This window comes from Cumulibacter manganitolerans (genome assembly GCF_009602465.1).
GTDB classification, from domain to species: Bacteria; Actinomycetota; Actinomycetes; order Mycobacteriales; family Antricoccaceae; genus Cumulibacter; species Cumulibacter manganitolerans.
The window spans coordinates 98,378-116,323 of record NZ_WBKP01000005.1; the positions used below are offsets into that span (position 1 = coordinate 98,378).

The 17,946-nt window shown below is 70.5% G+C and carries 20 protein-coding genes, 1 tRNA gene and 1 other RNA gene; 5 read left to right on the forward strand and 17 right to left on the reverse strand.

The window, feature by feature from the left end; translation table 11 throughout:
* Positions 1-106 precede the first annotated feature (106 nt).
* Positions 107-274, forward strand: coding sequence for a hypothetical protein (locus F8A92_RS18535; RefSeq protein WP_194291339.1), 168 nt, complete (start codon positions 107-109; stop codon positions 272-274).
* Positions 275-378: 104 nt separating this feature from the next.
* Complete coding sequence (locus F8A92_RS03290) at positions 379-783, forward strand: hypothetical protein (protein ID WP_153503300.1); 405 nt, start codon at positions 379-381, stop codon at positions 781-783.
* A gap of 89 nt (positions 784-872) precedes the next feature.
* Here the strand turns inward: F8A92_RS03290 and F8A92_RS03295 are convergent.
* From F8A92_RS03295 to F8A92_RS03320, 6 genes are all read right to left on the reverse strand, one after another.
* A tRNA-Ala gene (locus F8A92_RS03295) sits at positions 873-948 on the reverse strand.
* Positions 949-966: 18 nt separating this feature from the next.
* A complete protein-coding gene (locus F8A92_RS03300) occupies positions 967-2,190 on the reverse strand; it encodes a hypothetical protein (protein ID WP_153503301.1) in 1,224 nt (407 codons plus the stop codon).
* Positions 2,187-2,816 (reverse strand): SCO family protein, encoded by a 630-nt coding sequence (locus F8A92_RS03305; protein WP_153503303.1) that lies wholly within the window; start codon positions 2,814-2,816, stop codon positions 2,187-2,189. The genes F8A92_RS03300 and F8A92_RS03305 overlap by 4 nt, the downstream gene beginning before the upstream one ends.
* 35 nt (positions 2,817-2,851) lie before the next feature.
* Complete coding sequence (locus F8A92_RS03310) at positions 2,852-3,397, reverse strand: copper chaperone PCu(A)C (RefSeq protein ID WP_153503305.1); 546 nt, start codon at positions 3,395-3,397, stop codon at positions 2,852-2,854.
* Positions 3,387-5,057, reverse strand: coding sequence for a copper resistance CopC/CopD family protein (locus F8A92_RS03315; protein WP_194291340.1), 1,671 nt, complete (start codon positions 5,055-5,057; stop codon positions 3,387-3,389). The genes F8A92_RS03310 and F8A92_RS03315 overlap by 11 nt, the downstream gene beginning before the upstream one ends.
* A complete protein-coding gene (locus F8A92_RS03320; protein ID WP_153503308.1) occupies positions 5,054-5,734 on the reverse strand; it encodes a hypothetical protein in 681 nt (226 codons plus the stop codon). The genes F8A92_RS03315 and F8A92_RS03320 overlap by 4 nt, the downstream gene beginning before the upstream one ends.
* Positions 5,735-5,808: 74 nt before the next feature.
* Between F8A92_RS03320 and F8A92_RS03325 the strand changes: the two genes are divergently transcribed.
* On the forward strand, positions 5,809-6,360 hold the full coding sequence (locus F8A92_RS03325; protein WP_153503310.1) for a sigma-70 family RNA polymerase sigma factor: 552 nt from the start codon (positions 5,809-5,811) through the stop codon (positions 6,358-6,360).
* 215 nt (positions 6,361-6,575) lie between these two features.
* Positions 6,576-7,226, forward strand: a complete 651-nt coding sequence (locus tag F8A92_RS03330; protein ID WP_153503312.1) for a hypothetical protein — start codon at positions 6,576-6,578, stop codon at positions 7,224-7,226.
* Positions 7,227-7,280: 54 nt separating this feature from the next.
* Here the strand turns inward: F8A92_RS03330 and F8A92_RS03335 are convergent, their stop codons facing one another.
* From F8A92_RS03335 to pdhA, 5 genes are all read right to left on the reverse strand, one after another.
* On the reverse strand, positions 7,281-7,679 hold the full coding sequence (locus F8A92_RS03335) for an MmcQ/YjbR family DNA-binding protein (protein ID WP_153503314.1): 399 nt from the start codon (positions 7,677-7,679) through the stop codon (positions 7,281-7,283).
* A 114-nt stretch (positions 7,680-7,793) separates the two neighbouring features.
* Positions 7,794-8,164: a transfer-messenger RNA gene (gene ssrA / locus F8A92_RS03340) on the reverse strand.
* 116 nt (positions 8,165-8,280) lie between these two features.
* Complete coding sequence (locus F8A92_RS03345) at positions 8,281-9,537, reverse strand: dihydrolipoamide acetyltransferase family protein (protein ID WP_153503316.1); 1,257 nt, start codon at positions 9,535-9,537, stop codon at positions 8,281-8,283.
* The gene (locus tag F8A92_RS03350; protein ID WP_153503318.1) at positions 9,537-10,535 is read right to left on the reverse strand and encodes an alpha-ketoacid dehydrogenase subunit beta; all 999 of its coding nucleotides are present in this window, start codon (positions 10,533-10,535) and stop codon (positions 9,537-9,539) included. The genes F8A92_RS03345 and F8A92_RS03350 overlap by 1 nt, the downstream gene beginning before the upstream one ends.
* The gene (gene pdhA / locus F8A92_RS03355; protein WP_153503320.1) at positions 10,532-11,611 is read right to left on the reverse strand and encodes a pyruvate dehydrogenase (acetyl-transferring) E1 component subunit alpha; all 1,080 of its coding nucleotides are present in this window, start codon (positions 11,609-11,611) and stop codon (positions 10,532-10,534) included. The genes F8A92_RS03350 and pdhA overlap by 4 nt, the downstream gene beginning before the upstream one ends.
* A gap of 117 nt (positions 11,612-11,728) precedes the next feature.
* Here pdhA and F8A92_RS03360 point away from each other — a divergent pair, with 117 nt between their 5' ends.
* Positions 11,729-12,202: an Lrp/AsnC family transcriptional regulator gene (locus F8A92_RS03360; RefSeq protein WP_153503322.1), complete on the forward strand. Its 474-nt coding sequence runs from the start codon at positions 11,729-11,731 to the stop codon at positions 12,200-12,202.
* Positions 12,203-12,291: 89 nt separating this feature from the next.
* On the opposite strand, the gene F8A92_RS03365 is transcribed toward F8A92_RS03360, so the two are convergent.
* The 6 genes from F8A92_RS03365 to ftsX all read right to left on the reverse strand — a co-directional run bounded on the left by F8A92_RS03365 (position 12,292) and on the right by ftsX (position 17,892).
* On the reverse strand, positions 12,292-13,200 hold the full coding sequence (locus tag F8A92_RS03365; protein WP_153503324.1) for a LysR substrate-binding domain-containing protein: 909 nt from the start codon (positions 13,198-13,200) through the stop codon (positions 12,292-12,294).
* A complete protein-coding gene (gene ahpF / locus F8A92_RS03370; protein WP_153503326.1) occupies positions 13,197-14,801 on the reverse strand; it encodes an alkyl hydroperoxide reductase subunit F in 1,605 nt (534 codons plus the stop codon). The genes F8A92_RS03365 and ahpF overlap by 4 nt, the downstream gene beginning before the upstream one ends.
* Positions 14,802-14,887: 86 nt before the next feature.
* Positions 14,888-15,463 (reverse strand): alkyl hydroperoxide reductase subunit C, encoded by a 576-nt coding sequence (gene ahpC, locus F8A92_RS03375; protein WP_153503328.1) that lies wholly within the window; start codon positions 15,461-15,463, stop codon positions 14,888-14,890.
* Between the two features lie 89 nt (positions 15,464-15,552).
* Positions 15,553-16,473 carry an amidohydrolase family protein gene (locus F8A92_RS03380; RefSeq protein ID WP_153503330.1) on the reverse strand — a complete coding sequence of 307 codons (921 nt, stop codon included), beginning with the start codon at positions 16,471-16,473 and terminating at the stop codon, positions 15,553-15,555.
* Positions 16,474-16,483: 10 nt separating this feature from the next.
* A complete protein-coding gene (smpB, locus tag F8A92_RS03385; protein ID WP_153503332.1) occupies positions 16,484-16,957 on the reverse strand; it encodes an SsrA-binding protein SmpB in 474 nt (157 codons plus the stop codon).
* A gap of 17 nt (positions 16,958-16,974) precedes the next feature.
* A complete protein-coding gene (ftsX, locus tag F8A92_RS03390) occupies positions 16,975-17,892 on the reverse strand; it encodes a permease-like cell division protein FtsX (protein ID WP_153503334.1) in 918 nt (305 codons plus the stop codon).
* Between the last annotated feature and the right edge of the window lie 54 nt (positions 17,893-17,946).

Genomic DNA, 17,946 nt, shown 5'->3' on the forward strand with positions numbered 1-17,946 from the left:
AAAGTCCCTGTCGTCGTCCCGACGCCCAGCGCAGACTGGTGTCCAGACGTTCGATCATCGCACCGCGGGCGCCACGCCTCGGGCTGCAGCGGAGGAGGGACGGGCCATGACCGTGATCTGGTTCATCGTCTGGTTGATCGCGAACAACGTGGGCACCCACGAGCCGTTGCTGTTCGACCCGGTGAACGTATGGACCGCGACGCTCATCGCCGCCATCGCGCTCGACCTCGGCGCCGCTCACGCGCGCCCGACGTCGCGGCGCCGCGGCGGTTGAGCGGGAGCGCCTCGGCCCTCGGCGTCCGGGACCATCGAGGGATCCCGGTGCGGTCCCCAGCCGCGCACTCCTCGCGGCGATTGTCGTCCACCGCGTATCTGCTCATGATCACGTTCCGGGTGTGGCTCATCGAGGTGCCGGTGGCTGCGCTGAACGCGTTCGTGCTGATGGACCGGGTGTACGCGCCACGGCTCGGCGCGCTGGCCGCGCACCAGATCGCGATGGCGACCCGGATCGGCTGGATCCTGGTGCTTGCCGGCGTCATCGTGCACTTCGCCGACACGTACGCCGCGCGCAGCCTGTTGCTCGCGGGCGCGTTCTGGACGGCCCTGTGGCTGGCGTTCGAGTGGGCCGGCAGCCTGCTGATCGGGCGTCCCGTCCACGAGATCCTGGTCGGCTGGCACGTCGAGCGCGGCTACTTCTGGCCGTATGTGCTCGTCGCGTATCTGCTGGCTCCGCTGCTGGTCGGATCGATCGTGCGGGCGATCGGGCGGCGCTCGTCAAGGTGACCGGTGGACCTGCTGCGGATCCTGACCGACGTCCTGGCGCCGCGAGCAAAAGGGCCCCCGCCGCTCTCGCGGCAGAGGCCCTTGCATTCTGGTGGAGCTAAGGGGACTCGAACCCCTGACCCCCTGCATGCCATGCAGGTGCGCTACCAGCTGCGCCATAGCCCCGTACTGCGAGAGATGACTCTACACCTGTTGCTCGGGCGCCGCACGGCGGGGTGGCGCACGTCGCGTCCCGCGTACCGCCAGCCCCGAGGTGATCTCCGCCAGCTCCTCGTCGCTGGCGATGTCGACGGACCGGACGTCGCGCGTCTCCTGCGGCGTACGCCGCACCGAACGCGCCACCATGCCGATCAGCAGCCCGAGGCCGAGGCCGACCACGCACGCCACGATCAGGCGCACCAGCCACTCCGGACCGGTGTGCTCGAGCTGGGAGCGGGTGATCGCCGGAAGGTCCGAGGTGCCCTGCAGCGCCGCGAGGGCGCCCGCTCCCCCGATCAGGTAGCGCGCTGCGGCGGATCCTCTGCGCAGCGCGGCGACGCCGAGCGCGCAGAGCCCCGCGACCGCGAGCGCCGGTACGGCGGCGGAGGCCAGTACGAAGCCGAGGCTGCCCTGGTAGGCGTCCTCGGGCAAGGGAGTGAGCGCGGCCTGCCCGATCGCCGCCGCGCCCAGCACGCAAGCGGCCACCACGAGCGGCGCGTCACCCGCACCGCGCGAACCGTTGGTTAAGGCGGAGCGGCGACCCGCCACACCGGCGACCACGCCGGCCAGCCCGAATCCCGCGGTCGCCAGCCACCAGGGTGCGGGGCTCGCGGGCACCCAGTACAGCTGCCCGGTGATCGTCGACTCCGGACGGTCGCCCTGGGTCGCGTAGATGTGCCAGTCGCGGATCACGTGGTGCTCGGTACCGGGATCGTCGCTCACCGCCGCCGGCGGCTCGGGGAGCATCCAGTGGATCCGGTGGTCGTGCCATCGGTAGACGCCGGTGTCGGAGACCTTCTTCCAGACGGGCGCACCCTCGCCGCGGTCGTCCGCCAGCCGAGCGGGCACGTCGCCGCCCATGCGGCTGGCGTTCAGGTAGGCCGCCTGGCTCTCCGTGTTGACCCACACGCCGTCCACGCTGGCCTTCAGATAGGGATCGCGGTCGCCGGGCTCCTTGTGCTGGTAGCCGTAGACGATCACCGGCGTGCGGGACGTCGATCGCACCTCGATGCGGTCCGCGGCGTCGGTGAGCCGGAACGTGACACCGTCGAGCGCCGGGCTGACGCTGGTGATCTCGCCGCGGTAGCTCGACGGCTCGCGTCCGCCGCCGAAGTGTGCGGCCGCGACGTCCGCGCCGCCGATCACCAGGCAGACGAGGGCGAGCGCCATCACCACCACGTCGGCGAACCGGCGCAGCAGCAGGGTCACTTCACGCCGATCGGCAGGTCGTGCCCGATGTCGTCGGCGTTGGTGTTCGCCAGCCACGCCACGTGCGCCTCGTTCGATGTGCCGTAGTAGATCGCCATCGTCGAGTGCGTCTTGCCGCCGTCCTCGGCGACCGGGACGCCGGTGGTGCTCTGCGCGGCCTCGACCGACGCGACGTCGCCGGTCAGCCCGACGTACTTCACCGGCAGCGCCCCGTCGAACTTCGACAGGTACGAGGCCAGCACCGGCGGCGTGTCGGTCACCGGATCGGTGCTGACGAAGACCACCTGCAGCTTCGAGCGGATGTCCTTCGGCGCCGCGTCGATCGCCGCGGAGAGCTGGCCCATGATGAGCGGGCACACGTCCGGGCAGTGCGTGTAGCCGAAGTAGAGGATGGTGGGGACGCCGGTCGTCCGGGCCTTGAAGTCGTACGGCTGACCGGTCTGGTCGGTGAGCGTGAAGCTCGGCCGCTGCCATTCGGGGTTCAGCTCGACGCCGCGGTACGCCGAGTCGTTGGCGACCTGCGAGACGCTCGCGACACCACCGCCCTGATCCGATGCGGCGCAGCCGGTCAGCGCGAGGGATGCGCCCACGAGGAGCGCGGCGGTCGAACGAAGTCGGCGGAGCATGATGTCCATTCTCTCGTGTTTCCGTGGTGGCTTGGTCACGTCGACGGCGCCCGCTCGGTGAGACCGACCACCGGCGCCTTCACGGTGATCGTTCCGGCGTGCTCGAGCACCAGCTTCAGGTTCACCGTCGAGCCCGGGACGATCGTCCCAGTGACGCCGTCGAGCATGAGGTGCCCGGACCCCGGCTGCAGGGTGACCACGTCGCCGGGCTCGAGCACCACCGTGGGGCTCGGCACCATCGACCCGGAGTCCATCGGCCCCTCGTCCGACATCGGCTTCTTGCCGACGTCGTGCAGCATCGCCGACTTCGCGACCGGGCTCGACACCGCGACCACGGTGTCGGCCGTGTCTCCGATGTTGCGGATGGTGAAGTAGGCCGCGGCGGTGTCCGTCGCGGGCTCCCGTACGTAGGCGCCGTACACCGCGATGCCGCCCTGCGTCACCGCGTCGGAGGGCAGCCGCGGGCTCCGGTCGCCGCCGCGCAGCCCCATCACGAGGGCGGTCGCGCCCAGCACCACCGCGAGCAGCGCGATCACCAGCCGCCACGGCAGCCGTCCAGGATCGACCTGATCAACCGACATCGATGCTCCCCTCCGCGCTCACCACGCCGAAGCCGGCCTCGGTGAACGTCACCGAGACCGTCCAGCCGCCGGACGCCGGCAGCTCGACACCGCTCGCGATGAAGTGTCCGGTGCCCACATTGCGGGCGGTGACGTCGAGCGGGCCGATCTGCGCCGCCGCGTTCTGCACGGTCACCGTGACCGCGTCGAGGTCGGCGAGCGCGTTGCTCCGGTCGAAGACGTACAGGTGCAGCGTGTTGGGTCCCTTGCGCGCCGGATCGAGGCTCGCTTGCGCCACATAGCCGTTGTCGAAGGAGATCTGCGCATCCCGGGCGACCGCATAGGTGTCCCGGGCCGGCGGCGTGGCGACGAGCACGGCCGCGACCGCGATCGCCGCCAGGCCGGCCACGGCCTCCGCGACCAGCGGACGCCGCAGCCGCGACAACGCCTGCCGCGCGTCATCGTCCGGCAGCGGGGACGACCGGCTCCGCAGCAACCGCCGGGTGAGCACGGCCGCGCCGAGCGCGACCGCGAGCAGGGTCGTCTTGGCCACCAGCAGCCGGCCGTACGCCGTCCCGAACAGCGCTCCCCAGGAGCCAACCCGGACCCACGCCTCGGCCACGCCGGTCACGACGATGACGCTCACCAGGGCGGCCGCGACCGGGGAGAAGCGCAGCGCTACCGCGCGCTGCTCGTTGGCGCTCAGGCCGGCCGCGCCGAGCACGGCCAGCAGCAGGACCGCGAGGCCGCCGATCCACGCCGCGGCCGCCGACAGGTGCACCGTGCCGCCGAGGACGGCCAGCCACGGGAGGCCGTCGGAGACCGCGTGCCCACTCGCCGCGTACGTCGCCGCGGTAGCGACCACGGTCCCCGCCGCTGCCCAGGCCACCGGCCTGCGGTCGCGGTCGGCGTCGTACCACTCCCACAGCAGCACCCCCAGGACGCCGAGCAGCACGAGGCGCACGGCGCTCATGCGACCCACCTCCGTCTCGAGCGTCGCCGACATCAGCGTGGGATCGAGAACCGAGCCGACGCCTCGACCGGCGGCGTACGGGCCTTGCAGCAGACCACCGAGCACCGTCGCGCCCAGCGCCCCGTCGAACCCGATCCACGCCCACCGACGCAACCGCGCGACTGCCCGCATCGCCGGATCGAGCAGCGCCAGCAGCACGGCTCCGGCGAGCAGCGCGAGCCCGCTGTAGCCGATCCACCGCACGAGCGGGTACAGCACGCCGATCACCGGGTCGTCGCCCGCGCCGTCCAGCCGCGTGCCGTTGGAGTCGATCTGCGGAGGCGTCGCGTTGCCGACGGCGAAGGAGATCGCGCCGGCCACCGGATGCGAGTCGTCCGACAGCACGCGATAGGTCGCGACGTAGCCGCCGTCACCGAGCGCCGACGGCAGCGACACCTGCACGGCGCTGCCGTCGACCGACACGTTGCCGGTGTCGACGCGCTCCCCGGCGGCGTCCAGCACCCGCAGGTATCCGGCGGACAGGCTCACCGACTCCGAGAACTCGATGCGTACCGACGTCGGCGCGGTGGCCAGCACGTCGCCGTTGCCCGGCGTCGAGGTGACGAGGGAGGCGTGCGCCCAGGCGGCGGTTCCGGTGCCGAGGACGGCGACGACGGCGAGCAGCACGGCCAGGACCGTCCGCCGCACCCGGCAGATCAGCTGGGTCACCGCGGCATCAACCCACCCAGCCGTGCAGATGCGGACGGCTCGGCGGCCGGCACCGGCCGCCAACCGCGACGCCGCCGCATCAGCCACGCCACCACCGCCACCAGGAGCAGCCCGAGAGCGACCAGCGCGTGCGAGAGCACCCGCTGCACCGAGACCGCCCCGTCGGCCAGGTCGCGCACCGAGGCATAGCCGAGGACGGCCACCAGGCCGCCGATCGTCGGCAGCAGGGCGAACGCGGCGTGCGGGCGCAGCGCGGCCGTAGCGAGCCCGAGGCCGATCGCGATGTTCCACGCGCCGGACTCCGCGGCGGCGTGCAGGCCCTCGTCGTGCGAGCTGCCGAGCAGCAGCAGGACGCCGACGACGAGCTGTGCGATGGCCACCGCCATCAGTGCGGCGCGCGCCAGCGACAGGCCGAAGGACGGCCGCGGGACGCTGCCGAGAATCGCCGAGAGGATCCGCTCGGTCAGGTCAGGGACGTCGTCCGCGGCGCGCATCCGCAGCGGACGCAGCAGGCTCGGCACGTCGCGGGCCCACGCGGCACACTGCGCGCAGCGCGCCAGGTGCAGGGACGTCTCGACCGGCGCCGGCTCGCCGTCGAGCTGCGCCGACAGCGCCTCGCGGCACGTCGCGCAGGTCACGTCGAGCCCCGCACTACCCTGGTCGTCAGCTGTCCGCACCGTCGCCTGCTTTCTCCCTCGGAGGGGGTAGTCGACCTGCCGGCACCGAAAGTTCCCGACCCGAAGCGAGCCCGATGAACAACGCGCCTACCTCGGCCGAGGTCACGCGGTGGGCGATCCGGGCCGGCAAGGGCGACATGACGGCGATGGCGTTGTTCGTGCGCGCCACCCAGGGCGAGGTGTGGCGGGTGTGCGCGCACCTCGGCAACCGATGGGCCGCCGAGGACCTGACGCAGGAGGTCTACCTGCGGGCCCACCGGTCGCTGCCGAGGTTCCGGGGTGACTCCTCCGCGCGAACCTGGCTGCTGACCATCGCCCGGCGCGTGTGCGCCGACCACGTGCGCGAGCAGCAGCGCCGCCCCAAGACCGCTCCGCTGGACGAGGCCGCCGAACCCGTCGACGAGGGCGGCGACCCCGCGTCGTACGCCGCGCTGCGCGGCCTGCTGGAGACCATCGACCCCGACCGCAAGGAAGCTTTCGTGCTGACCCAGTTGCTTGGGCTCGGCTACGCCGAGGCCGCGGACGTGTGCGGGTGCCCGGTGGGAACGATCCGGTCGCGGGTCGCCCGAGCCCGCGACGACCTGGCGAGCGCCGTCCGCGCCGCGGAGGACGTCGCCGCCGGCTGAGGCCGATACCGCCGGCTGAGGCCGATACCGCCGCTGTGCTGGGGATATGGCCGCCTGCGCAGCCCCCGCAAAACCCCGGGAAAAATCTTCGGATCCTTGAGGAACCTGGCGGCACGGGTGAGCATCAACTAGAGGCACAACCTGATCGTGCCGATGCGGCACCCCCCTGATCATCCACTCAGACACTCAAGTGCCTTTTCCACAAGGAGACCATCATGGAGTACTTCGACACTGACGGCAACGGCGTTGCCGACTCGGTCGGCTACGACACCAACGGGGACGGTGTCCTCGACACCTTCGAGGTCGACACCGACGGCGACCAGTGGGCCGACACCACCGTCACCGACTTCAACAACGACGGCTACGCGGACGGCTACGCCGCCGACCCCTCGGCGCCCGGCGGTGACTACTACGCCGGCGGAGAGACCACCGCGGCCGGTGGCCACACCTACGACTCGGACGGCGACGGCGTCGCCGACCAGGTCGGCTACGACACCAACGGCGACGGCGTCGACGACACCTACAACATCGACACCAACGGCGACCAGTGGACCGACACGACCGTGACCGACTTCGATCACGACGGCTACGCGGACGCCGGTTCGTCGCAGCCCTACGCCAACCAGTACGACACCGGTGGCTCGGCCGGCGGCTCGACGTCCTCCGGCTCGTCGGGGTCGGCCGCGGCGTCGTCCGGCCCGCACTACTACGACTCGGACGGTGACGGCGTCGCCGACCAGATCGGCTACGACACCGACGGGAACGGCGTCGACGACGTGTACGAGGTCGACACGGACGGCGACCAGTACACCGACACCACCGTCACCGACTTCGACGAGGACGGCTGGTCGGACCAGCAGGTCTAGCCACATCGCACGTCAAGAGGGGCCAGGCAGCTGCCTGGCCCCTCTTCGCGTGTGTCAGCGAGCCTCGTCGAGGGCACGTACGAGACGCGTCGACGCGGTGTTGCGGTACGACGACTCGACGAGCTCGCCGACCTCGTCCCAGTCGGGCTCGGCGGTACGGAAGTCCAGCCCCAGCCAGCCGGCCGGCCCGTAGTAGCCGGGCACGAAGAAGCGCTCGTCCTGCAGCAGCGCCTCATGCTCGAGCTGGTCCGGCAGGAACAGCACCGACTGGGCGTACCGATCGCTCGCGTGGTCACCCTTCACGACGCCGCCGAAGACGGCGAACACCTTCTTGGTGTGGAACACGGGGTGTCCGTGCGAGGTCTTCTCGGTCGCCTCCGGCAGCGCGAGGCACACCTCGCGCAGCCGCGCGAGATACGGATCGTCGTCGGTGAAGCGCGGCGGATGTGCCATACCGGCCACGGTAGCCGACGGCCGGACGAGCTCCGGCCAGAAACGAGTTCTGCGGGGCAGTAGGACACGCTATCGGGTGATTAGCGTGTCCTACTGCCCCGCAGAACTGGGGAACGGTGGAGGTGGCGGGAATCGAACCCGCGTCCTATGGCGGTTTGACAGGGCTTCTCCGGGCGCAGTGCACGTGGTCGCTACTCGGCCCCAGGATTCATGTGCACAAGATCCTGTGACGGGCCCAGCCACTGTGAGATGTCCCGCGCGACCCCGTGGCCGGGTCGGTTGGTGATCCTCCTAGTCGATGCCAGGGTCCGGGCCGGAGGCCTCCCGGTCTGACAGACTCGCCTACTGCTTAGGCAGCGAGGGCGAAGTCGCGCTGATTAGATTCGGCGCTTATTGGTTTACGACGCATGGTTAACGAGATCATCGTCGCCTTCCTCGGCCCGCTTCACCTGTCGCGACGTCCACAGTCGAGACCATTCACCCCCGTGATGGGGATGACGCCGGTGAAAGCGTCATTGTCATCCCTATGTAGTTGTCGGCCGTTCAGTGTACGTCGAAGGAACGGTCCCCCGCGAGCGGATATTCCCGCGGCGATGTCGGCCTAGAGATCGAGCAGCAGCCGGGCCGGCGCCTCGACGCAGTCGGCGACGTACCGCAGGAACCCGCCGGCCACCGCCCCGTCGCACACCCGGTGGTCGAACGCGAGCGTCAGCTGGGCGACCTTGCGGACGGCGAGCGTCCCGTCGAGGACCCACGGACGGTCGATGATCCGGCCGATCCCGAGGATGGCCACCTCGGGGTGGTTGATGATCGCGGCTGAGCCGTCGACCCCGAACACGCCGTAGTTGTTCACCGTGAAGGTGCCCCCGCGCAACGCCTCCGGCGGCAACCGGCCGTCGCGGGCCTGCTCGGTCCGCCGGGACAGCGCCTCGTCCAGCTCGGCCAGCGACATCGCGCCGGCGCCCTGCACGACCGGTACGACGAGTCCTCGTTCGGTCTGCGCGGCGAAACCGAGGTTGATCGCGTCGTACTGCGAGATGACGCCGTCGGCGACGCACGCGTTCAGCTCGGGGAACCGCCGCAGACCCGCGATCGCGAAGCGCGACAGCAGTGCGAGCACACTCAGCGGGTGCTCGGTCGAGCGCAACGCCGCGAGGGCCTCGAGGAACGCGGTCGCATCGACGTCCACCCAGACGGTCGCCTCCGGGATCTCGCGCCGCGAGCGGGAGAGCTTGTCGGCGGCGAACCCGCGGGCGCCCGCGAGCGGGATCCGCCGCACGCCGCGGGTCTCGGCACGGTCGGCGGCCGGCGCGCCCGCCGGCTCGGCGGCCGGCTCGTCCGCCGGCGCTAACGCCGCGTGCCGCGCGGCGATCGCCCGCTCGACATCGACGCGGCAGATCACCTCGCCGTCCTGCGGCACAACGTCCTCCAGCGCGATGCCGGCATCACGGGCGAGCCGCCGTACGACCGGCGAGATGACCCCGCGGGTGGCGGTTCCCGGCCTCTTGGCGCTCGATGCACGACGGCGCCGCCGCGCCGGCTCGTCGGGGACGCCGAAGCCGACCAGCACCCTCCCGCCGTCGGTGTCCTCCTTGCTGCTGGCGGCGACCGCGTCCTCGCCGGCGACCGGCTCCACCTGGATCAGCAGCTGACCGACCGTCGCGGTCTCGCCCTCCGGGACGGCGATCCGGGTGACCACGCCCGCGTACGGGATCGGGATCTCCACCACGGCCTTGGCGGTCTCCACCTCGACGACCGGCTGGTCGATCACGACCTCGTCCCCCACTGCGACCAGCCAGCGCAGCACCCGCGCCTCGGTCAGCCCCTCGCCGAGGTCGGGCAGCGTGAGCTCGGCCATCAGTAGGCCACCTCCTGGACGGCGCGATCGTGCCACTGCAGACGGTCGACGGCGTCGAGGATCCGGTCGACGTTCGGCAGGTGGTGCTCCTCGAGCCGCGGCGGCGGGTACGGGACGTCCCAGCCGGTCACCCGCAGGACCGGGGCCTGCAGGTGATGGAAGCACTGCTCGGACAGCCGGGCCGCGACCTCCGCGCCGTAGCCGCCGAACCGCGCCGCCTCGTGGACCACCACCGCGCGACCGGTCTTGCGGACGGAGTGGGCGGCGGTCGCGTCGTCGAACGGCGACAGCGACCGCAGGTCGACCACCTCGATCGACACTCCGTCTGTCGCGGCCGCCTCGGCGGCGTCCAGCGCCGTGGCGACGGTTCCGCCGTACGCGACGAGCGTGACGTCGGAACCCGCCCGCCGCACGACGGCGGCGTCGAACGGGGCGACCGGCCGGTCGCCGACCTCCCCCGTCGTCCAGTACCGCCGCTTCGGCTCGAGGAAGACCACCGGATCGTCGCACGCGATCGCCTGCCGCAGCAGGTGGTAGCCGTCGTCCGCGTCGGACGGCGAGACCACCGTCAGCCCGGGAGTGTGCGCGTAGTACGCCTCGGACGAGTCGCTGTGGTGCTCCACTCCTCCGATCCCACCCCCGTAAGGGATGCGGATCACCATCGGCAGAGCGACCGCGCCACGCGTGCGGTTGCGCAGCTTCGCGGCGTGGCTGGCGATCTGCTCGAAGGCCGGGTAGGCGAAGGCGTCGAACTGCATCTCGACGACCGGGCGCAGGCCGTTCATCGCCATCCCGATCGCGGTGCCCACGATGCCGGCCTCGGCGAGCGGTGAGTCGAAGACGCGGCGCTCTCCGAACCGCGCGGCGAGCCCGTCGGTGACCCGGAAGACCCCACCCAAGGTCCCGACGTCCTCCCCGAACACCAGCACGGAGTCGTCGGCCTCGAGCGCGTCGGCGAGGGCGTGGTTGATCGCCCCGGCCAGGCTGATCCCCGTCATGACTGCTTCGACTCCTCCAGCACCATCGCTCGCTGCGCGCGCAGGGCCGCGCGGGGCGTGCCGTAGACGTGATCGAACATGGCCGCGGGGTCGATCGGACGATCGGCGTTCAGTGCCGAGCGAGTCTGGGCGGCGAGCTGCTCGGCGGCCTCGGCGAGCTCGCGCTCGGCGGTGTCGTCGAGCAGGCCGCGGTCGCTCAGGTAGATCCGCAGCCGGTCGATCGGGTCCCGGCGACGCCACGCGTCGACCTCGGACTGCTCGCGGTAGCGGCTGGCGTCGTCCGCGTTGGTGTGCGCCTCCATGCGGTAGGTGATCGCCTCCACCAGCGTCGGCCCCTCTCCCGCGGCTGCCCGGTCGCGGGCGAGCTCCAGGGCGGCGTACACCGCGGCGGCGTCGTTGCCGTCGACGATCATCGACGGGACGCCGCAGCCGATTCCCTTGTATGCCAGGGAAGCGGCAGCGGTCTGCTTGGCCAGCGGGACACTGATCGCATACCCGTTGTTCTGGATCAAGAACACCACGGGCGCCTTCCAGACACCCGCGAAGTTGAGCGCCTCGTGGGCGTCGCCCTCGCTGGTGGCGCCGTCGCCGGTGAGCACCAGGCACACCGAGTCCTCGCCGCGGAGCCGGGCGGCGTGGCCGACCCCGACCGCGTGCAGCCCGTTGGTGGCCAGCGGCGTGCACTGTGGCGCCGTACGCCGCTCGATAGGGTCGTAGCCGCAGTGCCAGTCACCGGCCAGCAGCGTGAGCACCTCGAGCGGCGGGAGGCCCCGGCTGACGAGCGCGACGCTGTCGCGGTAGGTGGGGAACAGCCAGTCCTCCGCCCGCAGCACCCGCGCGGCCGCCACCTGGCACGCCTCCTGCCCGCGCGACGACGGATACACCGCCAGGCGTCCCTGCTTGGTCAGCGCGGTCGCCTGCTGGTCGAACCGACGTCCGATCACCATCGCCTCGAAGAGACCGACGAGCACCTGCTCGTCCGGCAGCTTGAGCTGGTCGCTGTCCGCAGCGTGGCCGTCGGCGTCGATCAGGGTGATCGGGCGCCCGGTCGGTGGGAGCAGATTCTCGGTGGTCATGGCGAGCTCCTGACGAGACGGCGTCCTCATCAGTGTGATCGGGGCCATAGCCATCCGTCCAGAGCGGCGGCGGATACGCTGGAGCATCTGCAACCAGATCGCACGGTCGGAGGCAACATGCCTGAATCGGAGCCGAAGGACGCGGGGCGGACCGGACGAACGGTCGATCTCGACGCGACCGACCGGCGCCTCATCGCGGCCCTCGAGGCCGACGCGCGCATCTCCATTCGCGCGTTGGCCGAGAAGCTGCGGATCTCCCGGGCGACGGCCTACGACCGCATCGAGCGCCTGCATGCCCGCGGCGTCATCACCGGCTACACGGTGACCACCGACCCGGACAAGCTCGGCGTCGGGTTGTCGGCGTACATCTACCTGCGGATCACGCAGCAGTCGTGGAAGTCGGTCCGCGAGCAGGTGCGGGTGATCCCCGAGGTGGCGCACGCGGCTCTCGTCAGCGGCGAGTTCGACCTCATCCTGATGGTGCGGGTCTCCGACGCTGTCGCGTTGCGCACGCTGGTCCTCGACCGCCTCCAGGCGATCCCCGAGGTGCAGGCCAGCCAGACCGTGCTGGTGCTCGACGAGATGCGCTGATCGACGGCGTCCCCCCGCCCGTTGTCTTGTTGCGGCTTCGGGCGACGTCGCCCGAAGTGGTCACAGCACAACGGGCCGGGGGCATCCCGTCAGGGCAGCGGCCGGACGTCGGCCGGCAGGGCGCCGCGCAGGACGCCCGCCATCTCGTCGATGAGGTCGCGCTGCACGCTGGAGGCGCGGCGAACCAGCGCGATCTCGCGGTACGGCGCCGGCGCCTGCAGCTCACGCAGGGCGATGCCGGGATTGCGCACGACCGGCGGTGCGACGGACAGCCGCGGCATCAGTGTGACGCCGACGCCGGCTGCGACCATGAGGCGCAGTGTTTCCAGGCTGGTGGCCTGGAACCCCTTGCGCTCCTGCACACCGGACATCCGGCACACCTCGAGGGCCTGGTCGCGCAGGCAGTGCCCATCGGCCAGCAACAGCAGGTCGTCGGCGGCCTGGGCGCTCCGCAGCGGTCCGGGGAGCTCGGCGAGCCGGTGACCCACCGGCGTGGCGAGCACGAACTCCTCGCGAAAAAGCGGCTCCACGTGCAGGGCGGCGTCGTCCTGCGGCAGCGCGACCAGCGCCGCGTCGAGGCTTCCGGCGCGCAGCTGCGCCAGCAGCTCCTCCGTCTTCTCCTCGACGAGCAGGATCTCCAGATCGGGGAATCCGCGCGTCAGCGACCCGATGACGTGCGGCAGCAGGTACGGCGCGAGCGTCGGGAACGCGCCCAGCCGGATCGTTCCTCCGTTCGGGCTATGCACCTGGCGGGCGATCTCCCGGATCTCGCCCGCCTCGGCGAGGATCCGCCGAGCGCGCCGCACGATCCGCTCCCCCACGGCGGTGAACAGCACCTGCCGCGATCCACGCTCGACGAGCTCGACGCCGAGCTCGGTCTCGAGCTTGCGCACCTGCGTGGACAGCGTCGGCTGGCTGCAGTCACTGGCCTCCGCGGCGCGACCGAAGTGCCGGTGCTCGTGCAGAGCCACCAGGTACCCCAGGTCGCGGATGTTCATACCCCGCTCCGCGCCCCGATGTCGGCCGGCTCGGATGCCGGCACCTCCTGGCGGATCAGGTGGTCGAAGGCGCTCAGCGCCGCAGTCGCGCCGTCGCCCATGGAGATGACGATCTGCTTGTACGGCGCCGTGGTGGCGTCTCCGGCCGCGAAGACGCCCGAGACGTTCGTGGCGCCGCGGTGGTCCACCTCGATCTCCAGCCGCTCCGACAGCGTCACGCCCGAGTCCTTCAACCACTCGGTGGCCGGCAGCAGACCGATCTGGACGAACACGCCGCTGACGTCGAGCCGTCGGCGCTCACCGCTCGCGCGGTCCTCGTACAGCAGGCCGGTGACCTCGTGGCCGTCACCGGTGATCTCCGTCGTCCGCGCCGACCTGATGACCTCGACGTTCGGCAACGAGCGCAGCTTGCGCAGCAGCACGTCGTCGGCGCGCAGCTCGTCGAGGAACTCGATCACGGTCACGTGGTCGACGACGCCCGCGAGGTCGATGGCGGCCTCGATCCCGGAGTTGCCGCCGCCCACGACGGCGATCGGCTTGCCCTTGAACAGCGGGCCGTCGCAGTGCGGGCAGAACGTCACGCCCTTGTTGCGGTACTCGGCCTCACCGGGGACGTCGAGGGTGCGCCAGGCCGCGCCGGTCGCGAGCACGATCGTCCGCGCACGCAGCGATCCGCCGCCTTCGAAGGTGACCTCGTGCAGGCCGCCGTCCCGCGCGCGCCGCAGCGACGCGGCCCGGACGTTCTTGATCTGGTCGATGTCGTACCGCGCCATGTGCTCGGCGAGCGCGGCCGCCATCTGCCGTCCCTCGGTGTGCGGCACCGAGATGAAGTTCTCGATCGCCATCGTGTCGAGGATCTGGCCGCCGATCCGCTCGCCGGCCAGGCCGGTGCGGATGCCCTTGCGCGCGGCGTAGACCGACGCCGCCACCCCGGCGGGCCCACCGCCGACGACCAGCACGTCGTACGGGTCGCGCTCGTTCAGGGCCTCCGCGGTGCGTGCGCCCGCGGTCTCGTCGAGCTTGGCGACGAAGTCGGCGATGTCCATCCGCCCGGAGGCCAGCTCCTCGCCGTTGAGGTAGACGGTCGGCACGGCGCGGATCTTGCGCGCGTTGACCTCGTCCTGGAACAACGAGCCCTCGACCGCGGTGTGCTTGATCCGCGGGTTGAGCACCGCCATGGTGTTGAGCGCCTGGACGACGGTCGGGCAGTTCTGGCAGGTCAGCGACATGTAGGTCACGAACTCGTAGTCGCCGTCGAGGTCGCGCACGGCGTCGATGAGCGCCTGCTCCTCCTTAACCGGGTGGCCGCCCACCTGCAGCAGCGCGAGCACCAGCGAGGTGAACTCGTGCCCCAGCGGCAGCCCGGCGAACCGCACCGAGATGTCGGTGCCCGGGCGGACGATCGCGAAGGACGGCGCCCGGTCGTCGTCGTCGGTGCGGACGTGGCTGACCTTCGCCGAGCAGGCGGCGATCCCGTCGAGCAGCTCGGCCATCTCCCGAGACTTCGGCTGGCTGTCGTCGAGCGTGCTGCGCAGCTCGATGGGCTCGCGCACGAGCTCGAGGTACTGGGTCAGCTGGGCGGTGAGGTCTGCGGTGAGCATGCGGTTTCTCCGGGGTCGCGGGTGCGGAAGGTGGCGGGCCCGAGGCCGGCAGCGGCCGGCCCCGGGCGTCGGGTCTGCGCCGAGCGCTAGATCTTGCCGACGAGCTCGATGCTCGGGGTGAGCGTCGCGGAGGCCTCGTCCTCTTCCCACTTCGCCGGGCAGACCTCGCCCGGGTGGTTGCGCACGTACTGCGCGGCCTTGACCTTGCGCATCAGCTCCGCCGCGTTGCGACCGACACCCTCGCAGGTCGTCTCCATGAACTGGATGACGCCGTCCGGGTCGATCAGGAAGGTGGCGCGGTCGGCGAGGCCCTGGCCCTCGCGCATGTTCTGGAAGTTGTTGGTGATCACGCCGTTCGGATCGCCGAGCATGTAGTACTCGATCTTTTTGATCTCGGCCGACGTGTCGTGCCACGCCTTGTGCACGAAGTGGGTGTCGGTGGAGACCGAGTACACCTCGACACCGAGCTTCTGCAGCTCGTCGTAGTAGTCGGCGAGGTCGGCCAGCTCGGTCGGGCAGACGAACGTGAAGTCGGCCGGGTAGAAGAAGAAGATGGCCCACTTGCCGAGCACGTCCTGCTCGGTGACCTCGACGAAGTCCTTCTCGGTCGCCTTGTACGCGCTGGCGGTGAAGGGCTGGATCTTGGTGTTGATCAGGGACATGTCTGGCGATTCTCCATTTCGGTTGAGTCCGCCGCAGCACCGGCGGCGTTATAGCCAACCTATATCAAATCCCCGCTTAACGAGAGGTTCTATCGATCGTTTGTGGCCGAACTCTCCACCTGCGGGTCGGGGATGCGCATCAGCCGCTTGCCGTTGTCCCACAGCACCTTGCGCAGCCACTCGTCGCCGAAGCCGAAGCGGTCCAGGGCCTCGAGCTGGTGGGCGTACGGGTACGGGATGTTCGGGAAGTCCGAGCCCAGCACCACCTTGTCGCCCAGCGCCGCCAGCCGCCACAGGTACGCGTCGGGCATCGGCGCGAGCTGATTGGTGAAGTCGGTGCCGGCCATGGTGGTGTCCAGGTGCACGTTCTCGAACTCCTCGGCGAGGTCCGCGAAGGCGTCGTACTCCCCCATGCCCAGATGCGCGATCACCAGCGTCAGCCGCGGGTGCTTGCGCAGCACCGCGCGTACCCGCTCGCTGCCGGTGTACTCCCCGGGCAACGGCGCCGATCCGGCGTGGATCACCACCGGGGCACCGGCGTCCTCGAGCATCTCCCAGGCCGGCCACAGCTGGTCGTCGTCCGGGGCGAACTGGCCGACCTGGACGTGCATCTTGAACAGCCAGGCGCCGCGCGCGAGCGCCCGGCGCACGTACCGCTCGACGTCCGGCTCCGGGTAGAACGTGCCGCAGTGGACGGCGTCCGGCACCCGCTGCGCGAACTCCGCGCACCAGATGTTGAGCCACTCGGCCATGCCGGGCTTGTGCGGATAGCACAGCGCGGGGATCGCCTTCAGCCCGAAGAACCGGCACAGCTCCAGGCGCTTCTCCTCGGAGTAGCGGTAGGTGATCGGCCACTCGCGTCCGTAGTTGGAGCTGCCCTGGTCGAAGTACGCCCATACCTTCGCGAGCATGTTCTCGGGCAGGAAGTGCACGTGGATGTCGGCCAGCCCGGGGATCCCGAGACGCCTGACGTAGGCAGGGATCGCGCCGTCGTTCTTCGGAGGGTTCATTCCTCCGAACCTACCGCCCCTTGAAACGGCGCCCCATCTCGCGGCGGATCTCCTTCTCGGCGTCCCGCTTGGCGATGTCCTGGCGCTTGTCCCATTCCTTCTTGCCCTTGCCGAGGCCGATCTCGACCTTGACCTTGCCGTCCTTGAAGTACATCGACAGCGGGACGATCGACACGCCGCCCTCGTGCGTCTTCTGGGCGATCTTGTCGATCTCCCGGGCGTGCAGCAGCAGCTTGCGCGTCCGCCGCGGGAGGTGGTTGGTCCACGAGCCCTGGGTGTACTCCGGGATGTGCACGTGGTGCAGGAAGACCTCGCCGTCGGAGACCATCGCGAACGAATCGGCCAGGCTCGCACGCCCGGCGCGCAGCGACTTCACCTCGGTGCCCTGCAGCACGATCCCCGCCTCGTAGGTGTCGGTGATCGTGTAGTCGTGGCGGGCGCGCTTGTTGCTGGCGATCAGCTTGTTCCCGGTCTCCTTGGCCATTCGGCCATTCTCCCAGATCAGGTGCGGACGTAGAGCCGCAGCGTCAGCCAGGCGGTCAGGCCGGCCAGCACGATGCCGGCTCCGGCGATCAGCGGCGACACCGCCCAGATGTCGGAGGCGTAGACCGGCGGGATGGTCCCGTGCTCGACGACGCTGGCGAAGGCGCCCTCGAACAGCAGCCGCTTGAGCATGAACAGGCCGCCGATCGCCAGGCCGGCGCCGATCAGGCCGGCAACCGCCGCCTCGATCACGAACGGCACCTGGGTGTACCAGCGCGAGGCGCCGACCAGGCGCATGATGCCGGTCTCGGTGCGCCGCGTGAACGCCGCTAGCTGCACGGTGTTCGAGATCAGCAGCAGCGCCGCCACGGCGCCGGCGATCGCGATGGCGATCACCGCGCTGCGCAGGCCGTTGAGCACCGAGAACAGCCGGTCGAGGATCTGGCCCTCGTCACGCACCGAGTCGACGCCCTTGTCGAAGGTGGGCACGCCGCCGTTCGTCGACACCGTGAACGCCTTGGCGATGGCCTCGTAGTTCTCCGGGTTCACCAGGCTCACCCGGTAGGACGCCGGGATGGCCTCCTTCGGGGTGTTCTTCACGAGGTCGGGCTGCGACTCGAACTGCTTCTTGAACCGCTCGTACGCCTCGTCGCGCGACTCGTAGGTGACCGCCTTCACCTCGCCCTTGTCCTTCAGCCCGTCGAGCTTGTCCTGGATCGCGGACTTGTCCTGGTCGCTGATGTCGTTGGTCAGGAAGATCGAGACCTGGACCTTGTCGTAGTAGATGGTCTTCATCTCGTCGATCTCGCGCTTGATCAGCAGACCGGTACCGAGCAGGCCGAGGGAGATCGCCGTCGTGAGGATCATGGCGATGGTCATCGTCAGGTTCCGACGAAGACCTGCCACTACTTCGGACAGGATGAACTTCAGACGCATTGGTTCCTCAGGGGTTCGTGGCTACGAGGTGTGCAGGCCAGCGGGAAGAAGGTT

Excerpts from the sequence above, each read along its gene's own strand:
- F8A92_RS03345 (WP_153503316.1), bottom strand. The coding sequence starts at position 9,537 with ATGGCCGAGCTCACGCTGCCCGACCTCGGCGAGGGGCTGACCGAGGCG.
- ahpC (WP_153503328.1), bottom strand. The coding sequence starts at position 15,463 with ATGTCCCTGATCAACACCAAGATCCAGCCCTTCACCGCCAGCGCGTAC.
- F8A92_RS03335 (WP_153503314.1), bottom strand. The coding sequence starts at position 7,679 with ATGGCACATCCGCCGCGCTTCACCGACGACGATCCGTATCTCGCGCGG.
- F8A92_RS03360 (WP_153503322.1), top strand. The coding sequence starts at position 11,729 with ATGCCTGAATCGGAGCCGAAGGACGCGGGGCGGACCGGACGAACGGTC.
- F8A92_RS03305 (WP_153503303.1), bottom strand. The coding sequence starts at position 2,816 with ATGCTCCGCCGACTTCGTTCGACCGCCGCGCTCCTCGTGGGCGCATCC.
- F8A92_RS03365 (WP_153503324.1), bottom strand. The coding sequence starts at position 13,200 with ATGAACATCCGCGACCTGGGGTACCTGGTGGCTCTGCACGAGCACCGG.
- F8A92_RS03380 (WP_153503330.1), bottom strand. The coding sequence starts at position 16,473 with ATGAACCCTCCGAAGAACGACGGCGCGATCCCTGCCTACGTCAGGCGT.
- F8A92_RS03330 (WP_153503312.1), top strand. The coding sequence starts at position 6,576 with ATGGAGTACTTCGACACTGACGGCAACGGCGTTGCCGACTCGGTCGGC.
- F8A92_RS03350 (WP_153503318.1), bottom strand. The coding sequence starts at position 10,535 with ATGACGGGGATCAGCCTGGCCGGGGCGATCAACCACGCCCTCGCCGAC.
- F8A92_RS18535 (WP_194291339.1), top strand. The coding sequence starts at position 107 with ATGACCGTGATCTGGTTCATCGTCTGGTTGATCGCGAACAACGTGGGC.
- ftsX (WP_153503334.1), bottom strand. The coding sequence starts at position 17,892 with ATGCGTCTGAAGTTCATCCTGTCCGAAGTAGTGGCAGGTCTTCGTCGG.
- pdhA (WP_153503320.1), bottom strand. The coding sequence starts at position 11,611 with ATGACCACCGAGAATCTGCTCCCACCGACCGGGCGCCCGATCACCCTG.
- F8A92_RS03325 (WP_153503310.1), top strand. The coding sequence starts at position 5,809 with ATGAACAACGCGCCTACCTCGGCCGAGGTCACGCGGTGGGCGATCCGG.
- F8A92_RS03310 (WP_153503305.1), bottom strand. The coding sequence starts at position 3,397 with ATGTCGGTTGATCAGGTCGATCCTGGACGGCTGCCGTGGCGGCTGGTG.
- ahpF (WP_153503326.1), bottom strand. The coding sequence starts at position 14,801 with ATGCTCACCGCAGACCTCACCGCCCAGCTGACCCAGTACCTCGAGCTC.
- F8A92_RS03290 (WP_153503300.1), top strand. The coding sequence starts at position 379 with ATGATCACGTTCCGGGTGTGGCTCATCGAGGTGCCGGTGGCTGCGCTG.
- smpB (WP_153503332.1), bottom strand. The coding sequence starts at position 16,957 with ATGGCCAAGGAGACCGGGAACAAGCTGATCGCCAGCAACAAGCGCGCC.